Source organism: Rhizobacter sp. P2_H2, from assembly GCF_056403375.1.
Genome location: NZ_JBFUFP010000134.1, coordinates 1 through 8,964, shown reverse-complemented (window position 1 = coordinate 8,964; position 8,964 = coordinate 1). Strand labels below are relative to the sequence as shown.

The 8,964-nt window shown below is 70.9% G+C and carries 8 protein-coding genes; 5 read left to right on the top strand and 3 right to left on the bottom strand.

Features of this window, described 5'->3' with window-relative positions; translation table 11 throughout:
* The 5 genes from bioB to AC1D15_RS10400 all read left to right on the top strand — a co-directional run.
* Positions 1–658, top strand: a 658-nt coding sequence (gene bioB / locus AC1D15_RS10420; RefSeq protein ID WP_477825924.1) for a biotin synthase BioB, incomplete at its 5' end; no start/stop codon positions are given.
* Complete coding sequence (panB, locus tag AC1D15_RS10415; protein ID WP_477825923.1) at positions 655–1,488, top strand: 3-methyl-2-oxobutanoate hydroxymethyltransferase; 834 nt, start codon at positions 655–657, stop codon at positions 1,486–1,488. The genes bioB and panB, both read left to right, overlap by 4 nt.
* Before the next feature lie 13 nt (positions 1,489–1,501).
* Positions 1,502–2,335 carry a pantoate--beta-alanine ligase gene (gene panC / locus AC1D15_RS10410; RefSeq protein ID WP_477825922.1) on the top strand — a complete coding sequence of 278 codons (834 nt, stop codon included), beginning with the start codon at positions 1,502–1,504 and terminating at the stop codon, positions 2,333–2,335.
* A 71-nt stretch (positions 2,336–2,406) separates the two neighbouring features.
* Positions 2,407–2,673, top strand: coding sequence for a helix-turn-helix domain-containing protein (locus AC1D15_RS10405; RefSeq protein ID WP_477825921.1), 267 nt, complete (start codon positions 2,407–2,409; stop codon positions 2,671–2,673).
* Positions 2,674–2,722: 49 nt separating this feature from the next.
* Positions 2,723–3,889: a type II toxin-antitoxin system HipA family toxin gene (locus tag AC1D15_RS10400; protein ID WP_477825920.1), complete on the top strand. Its 1,167-nt coding sequence runs from the start codon at positions 2,723–2,725 to the stop codon at positions 3,887–3,889.
* Positions 3,890–3,898: 9 nt separating this feature from the next.
* On the opposite strand, the gene AC1D15_RS10395 is transcribed toward AC1D15_RS10400, so the two are convergent.
* From AC1D15_RS10395 to AC1D15_RS10385, 3 genes are all read right to left on the bottom strand, one after another.
* Positions 3,899–4,732 carry an alpha/beta fold hydrolase gene (locus AC1D15_RS10395; RefSeq protein WP_477825919.1) on the bottom strand — a complete coding sequence of 278 codons (834 nt, stop codon included), beginning with the start codon at positions 4,730–4,732 and terminating at the stop codon, positions 3,899–3,901.
* Between the two features lie 23 nt (positions 4,733–4,755).
* Entirely contained in the window at positions 4,756–5,481 is a 726-nt protein-coding gene (locus tag AC1D15_RS10390) for an alpha/beta fold hydrolase (protein ID WP_477825918.1), read from the bottom strand.
* Positions 5,478–8,964 (bottom strand): amino acid adenylation domain-containing protein (locus tag AC1D15_RS10385; RefSeq protein WP_477825917.1); only part of this gene is annotated, 3,487 nt, incomplete at its 5' end. The genes AC1D15_RS10385 and AC1D15_RS10390, both read right to left, overlap by 4 nt.

The following is an 8,964-nucleotide window of genomic DNA, read 5'->3' as shown; positions in this document are numbered from 1 at the left end:
CTTCTGCATGGGCGCCGCGTGGCGCGGCCCGAAGGACCGCGACATCKAGAAGGTGGCCGAGCTGGTCAGCGCGGTCAAATCCCTCGGCCTGGAGACCTGCGCGACGCTCGGCATGCTGGAAGACGGCCATGCCGAGGCGCTGCAGAGCGCCGGCCTCGACTACTACAACCACAACCTCGACACCGCGCCGGAGTTCTACGGCGACATCGTGCGCACCCGCCAGTACCAGGACCGGCTCGACACGCTGCAGCGCGTGCGCGGTGCCGGCGTCAAGGTGTGTGCCGGCGGCATCGTCGGCATGGGCGAGACGCGGGCGCAGCGGGCCGGCCTGATCGGCGCGCTGGCCAACCTCGATCCGTACCCGGAATCGGTGCCGATCAACAACCTGGTGCAGGTCGAAGGCACGCCGCTGCACGGCACGGTGCAGCTCGACCCACTGGAGTTCGTGCGCACGATCGCGGTGGCGCGCATCACGATGCCGACCGCGCGCGTGCGCCTGTCGGCCGGGCGCCAGGCGCTGGGCGAGGCGGTGCAGGCGCTGTGCTTCACGGCCGGCGCCAATTCGATCTTCTACGGCGACAAGCTGCTGACCACCGGCAACCCCGACGTGCAGGCCGACCGCGCGCTGCTCGACAAGCTGGGGATGCGGCCGGCATGAGCAGCCACCCGGTCCAGGACGCCGTGCCCGGCCGCAAGGCGGTGACGCTGCACCGGCTGCGCGAGATGCACGCGGCCCGCGAGCCGATCGCGATGCTGACCTGCTATGACACCAGCTTCGCGCGGCTGCTCGATGCGGCCGGCGTCGATTGCCTGCTGGTCGGCGATTCGCTGGGCATGGTGCTGCAGGGCCAGGCGAGCACGCTGCCGGTGACGCTGGACGAGATGGCGTACCACACGCGCTGCGTCGCGCGCGGCAACCGCGGGGCCTGGCTGATCGGCGACCTGCCGTTCGGCAGCTACCAGCAGGGGCCGGCGCAGGCGCTGGCGAGTGCGACGGTGCTGATGCAGGCCGGCGCGCAGATGGTGAAGCTCGAGGGCGGCGGCTGGACGGCCGAGACGGTGCGCTTCCTGGTGGAGCGCGGCATCCCGGTGTGCGCGCACCTGGGGTTGACGCCGCAGTCGGTGCATGCGCTGGGCGGCTACCGCATCCAGGGCCGCAACAACGAAGCCGCGGCGACGCTGCTGCGCCATGCGCGCGAGCTGGCCGATGCGGGCGCCGCGATGCTGGTGCTGGAACTGATGCCGGCGGCGGTGGCGAAGCAGATCACCGACGCGCTCGACATCCCGGTGATCGGCATCGGTGCCGGCGTGGCCTGTTCGGGCCAGGTGCTGGTGCTGCACGACATGCTCGGCATCACGCAGGGCAGGCTGCCGCGCTTCGTGCGCAACTTCATGGAGGGCAGCGCCGGCATCGGCGACGCGATCACGCGCTACGTGGCCGACGTGAAGGCCCGCCGCTTCCCCGACGACAGCCTGCACGGCTACTGAGCTTTCCACCGCGATGAAAACCGTTCATTCGATCGCCGACCTGCGCGCGGCACTCGGCACGCCCGGTGCCTGCGCCTTCGTGCCCACGATGGGCAACCTGCACGAGGGCCACCTGGCGCTGGTGCGGCAGGCAAAGCGGCAGGGGCTGCCGGTGGTGGCGAGCATCTTCKTGAACCGGCTGCAGTTCGCGCCGCACGAGGATTTCGACCGTTACCCGCGCACGCTGGCCCGCGACAGCGAGCTGCTGCAGGGCGCCGGCTGCGACCTCGTGTTCGCGCCCGACGAGCGCGAGCTGTACCCGCAGCCGCAGACCTTCAAGGTGGTGCCCGATGCGGCGCTGGCCGACATCCTCGAAGGGCATTTCCGGCCGGGTTTCTTCACCGGCGTGTGCACGGTGGTGATGAAGCTGTTCGCCTGCGTGCAACCGCGCATCGCGGTGTTCGGCAAGAAGGACTACCAGCAGCTGATGGTGATCCGGCAGATGACGCAGCAGTTCGCGTTGCCGATCGTGATCGAGGCGGGCGAGACGAGCCGGGCGGAGGACGGGCTCGCGCTGTCGTCGCGCAATGGGTACCTGGGCGCGGCGGAGCGCGAGGAGGCGGTGGCCTTGTCGCGCAGCCTGCGGGCGCTGGCTGAGGGCTTTGCCGCAGGCGGCCAGGCGCTCGCGCAACTCGAGGCCAAGGCGATGGCGGATCTGGCGGCGCGTGGATGGCAGCCGGACTACCTGACGGTGCGGCGGCGCGCCGACCTGCTGCCGCCCGGCAGCGGCGACACGGCCGGCTCGCTGGTCGCGCTCGGCGCGGCGCGGTTGGGGCAGACGCGGTTGATCGACAACCTGGAGTTCTGAGGCAATTCAGAGACCCAGAAAGTATCAAATTTGATACTTGCTACCTGTTAAGTATCGATTACGATACTTTCATGGGTGATTTCTCGGTCAATCTGGTGGTGCTGGGGCAGTCCTTGCAGGAGATGCGCAAGCAGCGCGGCCTGCGGCTGGTCGACGTGGCCCACATCGCCGGCATTCCCCGCCTGAAGGTGATCCACGTCGAAGCCGGCCGACCAGGTGTCGCCGCTTCGTCCTATGCACGGGTCGCAGCGGCACTCGGAGCCCAACTGCAGGTGGCGCCCGCCCGGCGACCGACGCTGGACGAGATCAGCGCCCTGTTGAAAGACGGCGATGAGTGAATCGCCCACCAAGGTGCTGGTTCACACACCGTAAGGTCTGTCCGGCATCTTGCAGCGCGATGGCAGCTACCTGTTCTCTTTCGCACCCGATGCCACGCCCGAGTCGGCGCCAGCGCTCGGCATGCCGTTGCGCGCCCGGCCGTACGAGTTCCCGTCGCTGCATCCGATCTTCCAGATGAACATGCCGGAAGGCTTCGTGCTGGAGCAACTGCGCAATCGACTCGCGAAGACCACCGGACTCGATCCGCTGCTGCTGCTGACGGTGATCGGGTCGCAGGCACCCATCGGCCGGTTGCGCTTCACGCTCGAAGGGCAGGCCGGGAACGAAGCGCCTGTGCGAGGCGAGTCCCTCGCTGAACTGCTCGCACACGGCGGCTCACGGGAACTCTTCGCCCGCCTCGTCGACAGCTACCTGATGCGCACCGGGTTGAGCGGCGTGCAGCCCAAGGTGCTCGTCCCCGAGCGCGTCAGCGACGACATGCGGCCCACGCCCAAGGCATCGCTGCCCACCTCAGAACTCATCGTCAAGTCAGGCCTCGGCGAATTCCCGGGCCTCGCGATCAACGAGTTCATCTGCATGAGCATCGTGAAGCAGGCCGGCGTGCCGGTGCCCGAGTTCCACCTGTCCGACGACGGCGAGCTGTTCGTGATGCGCCGCTTCGACCGGCCGCCCGACGGACGCGTCCTCGGCTTCGAGGACATGCTGGCCCTGGCCGGCCGCGCCGCCGACCAGAAGTACGTCGGCAGCTACGAACTCGTGCTGAGGCTGCTGCACCTGTACTGCTCACCCGAGCAACTGCCCGCCGCGCGCGAGCAGCTGTTCGACATGGTGGTGCTGTCGTGCATCCTCGGCAACGGCGACGCGCACATGAAGAACTTCGGCGTGCTGTACGACAGCCTGAGCGGCGCGGTGCGCATGGCACCGGCCTACGACATCGTCTGCACGCGGCTCTACATTGCCGACGACAACCTGGCGTTGAACCTGGAGGGCAACCGCAGCTTCTTCGCGGCACGGCTGGGCTTGCTGGACTTCGGCCTGCGGTGTGACATGCCTAAGGCCCGGATCGTCGAGCGCACCATTCAGCTGTGCGAGCTGACCTTCGCAACGCTGGCATCGCTGGACAGGGTGGCCCGGCGCCTGCCCGGGTTGCGAGAACTCATCGCGCAGCAGACGCAGACCTGGCTCGACACCTTCAAGCGCTTGCAGCAGGCCTGACCATCGATCTCACGCGGCAGCGCGCATCCACCCCACGATCCCCTCGATCACCCGCTCCCGATCCGCCTCCGCGGTGAACGTGTGATCCGTGCCCTCGTGGTACTCCAGCTGCAGCCGGTCCCCGAACGGCACGTCGGGGAACGCGTCGATCAGTTGCTCGCGGTAGTTGTGATGGTCTTCGCGTTCCGCCGTCAGCACCGCCAGGAACCGGTTGCCCGAACGGTGTGCCGCCGCATAGGCGTTCGACAGGAAGGCCTTGGCCTCCGGCGAATCCAGGTCGGCACGCGGCCCCTCTTCCGGCACCTCCGCATGACCCGCCCCGCCCATGCGCTGTCCCAGCGCATGCCACAGCGGATGCTTGCCCCGCGCGATGTTCATCCAGCTGCTCAGCCGCGTCGCGCGCCGCGCATAGTGGTTCAGGTAGTAGCGCGGCGTGTGCGGGATCGACGGGTCCAGCAACACCAGCCCCGTCACCCGCGGATCCCGCCCCGCGTACACCACCGCATGGTCCGCGCCCGAGCACAGGCCGACCAGCACGAAGCGCTTGAAGCCGCGCACTGATTCCAATGTGTCGAGCGCGTCCTTGATGTCGGCCAGGCTCGCCTCCAGCAGCCCGAGCCCGTCGTCGCGCGGTTCGCTGTCGCCGATGCCCGAGAGGTCGAACCGCACCGCGTCGAAGCCCTGCCCCGACAGCCGCCGGCACAGCTGCACCGTCATCCGGTTCGCGCCGACGCGGTGGATGATCCCCGAGTTCAGCACCACCACCGCCGGCCGGCCGGGCGCCGTCGCCGCACCCTCCGCCGCCGGCGTCACGATGCCCACCAGCGCCTTGCGCGGACCCATCAGAAGCACCTGCTCGTTCACCATCAGCTCCACCACTGCGCAACGCGCTGCAACACCTTCACCGGCACCGCGCCGGCCCCCGAATGGTGGTCCTCCAGCCAGGCGGGCTGGCCCTCGACCTGTTCGACCGGCAATGACCCGACCGCCTCGCCTGCCACCGATCGAACCACCAGCGTGCGCGCCGGCAACTCCGCCGCTGGCAGCACCAGCCCGCGCAGCTCGGCCGCCATCGCCTCGCTCAGCGCAAAGCCCATCACCTCATGACCGCCACCGTGCTCCGGCTTGCGGGCAGGCGCTGCGGCCAGCAACTCCTTCAGGTACCCCTCGCCCGACACCACCGGATCCCACAGCACCAGGCTGTCGACGTCCTTGCGCCGCCGCGCCGCCACGGCCGCGGCCAGCGTGCCGCCCAGCCGCAGCCCCACCAGCCCGATACGTGCTGCATCGGTCGTGTCCTTCAGCTCGTCGATCGCCGTCTCGATGTCGGCCTGCCAGCCGGCCAGGCTCGCGTCCAGCATCTCGCCGGCCGAGTCGCCGGTGCCGAACCAGTCGAAGCGCAGCACGTGCACGCCGGCCTGGTTCAGCAGCGTCGCGAGCTGCTTCATCGCACGGTGGGCGCGCAGGTACTCCTGGCCCCACGGCGGGCACAGCAGCACGGCCCGCGTGCCGCTGCCGGCCGCCGACGCCCGCGCCGGGCTGTACACGCCGAACAGCCGCCGTTGCCGGGTGCCGAAGAAGAATGGGTTCATGGGCTGGGCAAGTGATCGGAAAAATCAGCAGAGACATGCGCGGCGCCCGCAGCCGCGATCTGGCGAAGGTTCTGGAAGAAGAGCACGCGCGGATCCATGCGCCAGCCGGTGCGCTGCTCCACCGCCACCGCGACACGCAGCGACAGCAGCGAATGCCCGCCCAGCTCGAAGAAGTTGTCCTCGGCGCCGACCCGCTCGATCTGCAGCGTCTGCTGCCACACATCGGCCAGCAGCCGCTCCAGCCCCGGTGCCGGCGGCTCGTACGCGGCCACCGGCGCGACGTTCTTGAACGGGTCCGGCAACGCCGCGCGGTCGACCTTGCCGTTCGGCGTCAGCGGGATCGCGTCGAGCGCGACCACCAGCGACGGCACCATGTAGTCCGGCAGCTCGCGCCGCAGGTGGCGCCGCACCTCGCTGACGGTCAGGTCCTCGCCGGGCTGGTAGACCACGTAGGCCACCAGCCGCAGGTCGCCGGGCCCCGCCTCGCGCGCGATCACCACCGATTGCCGCACCGACTCGTGCCCTGCGAGCACCGATTCGATCTCGCCCAGCTCGATGCGGAAGCCGCGGATCTTCACCTGGTGGTCGATGCGCCCCAGGTGCTCCAGCCGCCCCTGCGCCGTCCAGCGGCCGAGGTCGCCGGTGCGGTAGAGCCGCGCACCCGGCTGGGTCGAGAAGCGATCGGCGATGAAGCGATCCGCCGTCAGCTCCGGCCGGCGGTGGTAGCCGGTCGCGACACCCGCGCCGCCGATCCACAGCTCGCCCGGGATGCCGGCCGGCTGCAGCTCGCCGGCGCGGCTCAGCACATGCACCTGCGTGTTGTCGATCGGCCGGCCGATCGTGACCGGCGCACCGCCGCCGATCACGCGCTCCGCGGTCGACCACACCGTCGTCTCGGTCGGCCCGTACAGGTTCCACAGCTCTCCGGTGCGCGCGAGAAGCGCATCGGCCAGCTCGCGCGGCAGCCCCTCGCCGCCGCACAGCGCGCGGAAGTTGGGCCCGCCGGTCCAGCCGGCTTCCAGCAGCAGGCGCCAGGTGGCCGGCGTCGCCTGCAGCACGGTCGCGCCGCTGGCCGCCAGCGCCGCCGAGAGCGCAATGCCGTCGGCCGCCGTCTCGCGCGAGCACAGCTCGACGCGCGCGCCCACCAGCCACGGCAGGTACAGCTCCAACCCGGCGATGTCGAACGAGACGGTCGTCACGGCCGCCAGCACGTCACCGGCCGCCAGCCCCGGCTCGCGCCGCATCGAATGCAGGAAGTTCGCGAGCGCGCCGTGCGGCACCACCACGCCCTTCGGCCGGCCGGTGGAGCCGGAGGTGTAGATCACGTAGGCCGGGTCGTCCGGTGCCGGCGCGCCCGCGAGGTTGTCCTCGCTGCCTGCGCCCAGCGCGACCGCATCGGCCAGCACGTCCAGCAATTGCACGCCGGGCGGCAGCGCGATGCCGTCGGCCGCATCGCCGCCGGCCACCAGCACGCGCGCGCCGCTGTCCTCCAGCATGTAGGCGAGCCGCTCGGCCGGGAAGCCGGGGTCCAGCGGCACGTAGGCGCCGCCGGCCTTCTGCACGCCGAGCAAGGCCACCACCAGCGCCAGCGAGCGCTGCAGGCACACGCCGACCAGCTGCCCCGGGCCGACGCCCATCGCGCGCAGCCGGTTGGCGACGCGGTTCGCGCGCGCATTCAGCGCCGCGTAGGTGAGCGAGGCGCCCTCGTAGCGCACCGCCTCGGCCTCGGGGCTGCGCGCGACCTGGGCCTCGAACAGGCGTGGGTAGACATCATTGGCATGCGCGGCGGCGGTGCCGTTCATCTCGACCCGCAGCCAGCGCTGCTCGTCGGCGGTGAGCATCGGCAGCTTCGCGAGCATCGTGGCGGGTGCTTCCATCAGCGATTCGAGCAGCATCCGATAGTGCCCCGCCATGCGCCGGATCGTCGGCTCGTCGTACAGCTCGGTCGAGTACTCGAACAGCACGCTGCCGCTGACGGCCGCCTCGATGTACAGCCCCAGCTCGAACGGCGCCGCAGCGCGGTCGATCGCGACCGGCTCCCATTGCAGCCCGGGGAACTCGATGCCGGTCATCGGCGCGTTCTGCAGCGTGAACAGCACCTGGGCAAGCGGCGGCAGTGCCGGGCCGCGCATCGGCCGCAGTTCCTCGACCAGCTTCGCGAACGGCAGCTCCTGGTGCGCATACGCCTCCAGCGCGGTGCTGCGCACGCTCGCCAGCAGGTCGGCGAACGCGGTGTCGTCGCCGCAGCGGCTGCGCAGCACCAGCGTGTTGATGAAGCCGCCGACCAGCCCTTCCACCTCGCGCTGCTCGCGGTTGGCGATCGGCACCGCCACCGCGATGTCGGCCTGCCCGCTGTAGCGGTGCAGCAGCGTCACGTACGCGGCGAACAGCGTCATGAACAGCGTGCAGCCATGCCCGCGGCTGAAGGCCTCGAGCGATTCGATCAGCGCGGGGGGCAGCACGTCGGCATGCCAGGCGGCGCGGTCCGACAGGATCGTCGGCCGCGGGTGGTCGGTCGGCAGCAGCAACGGCGCCACGCCGTCGAGCTGGCGGCGCCAGTAGCCGAGTTGCGTTTCCAGCAGCTCGCCCTGGAAGCGCTCGCGCTGCCACACCGCCACGTCGCGGTACTGCACCGCGAGCGGCTGCCACGCCGGCGCGGCGCCGCGGCGGAACGCCGCATAGGCCTCGGCCAGCTCGCGGCCCAGCACGCCGTACGACCACTGGTCGCCGGCGACGTGGTGCATCGCGAGCAGCAGCAGGTGCTCGTCGTCGGCGACCTGGACCAGCAGCGTGCGGAAGACCGGTCCGCGGTTCAGGTCGAAGTAGGCGCGCGCGGTGTCGGTGGCCAGCGCGATCGCGGCCTCCTCGGCCTGCCGGCCCTGCGCGCGCAGGTCGTGGAAGGGCAGCGCGAACGGCTGATGCGGCTGCACCGTCTGCATCGGCCGGCCGTCGATCATCGCGAAGGTGGTGTGCAGCGTCTCGTGGCGCTGCACCAGCGCGTCGAGTGCCCGCTCCAGCGCGGCGCGATCGAGCACGCCGTGCAGGCGCAGCGCGACCGGCATGTTGTAGGCCGAGCTCTCCGGCGCCAGCTCGTGCAGCAGCCACATGCGCTCCTGCGCGAACGACAGCGGGCTCGGGCCGTCGCCGGCCAGCCGCGTGATCGCCGCGCTCGCTGCGGCCGGCGCACGGCCGGCCTCGATCGCCCGCGCCAGCTCGTGCAGCACCGGGTGCTCGAACACCGCACGCAGCACGAAGCCGCGGTCCAGCGCCTGGCGGATGCGCGCCGTCACCTGGGTCGCGAGCAGCGAGTGGCCGCCGAGCTCGAAGAAGTTGTCGTGGCGGCCGACCTCCTGACCCACATCACCCAGGCCCAGCACGTCGCGCCAGATCGCCGCCAGGCCCTGCTCGGTCTCGCCCTGCGGCGGCTCGACGCGCCGCGCGGCCGTCGCAGCCAGCCCTGCCGGCGCCGGCAGGGCCTGGCGG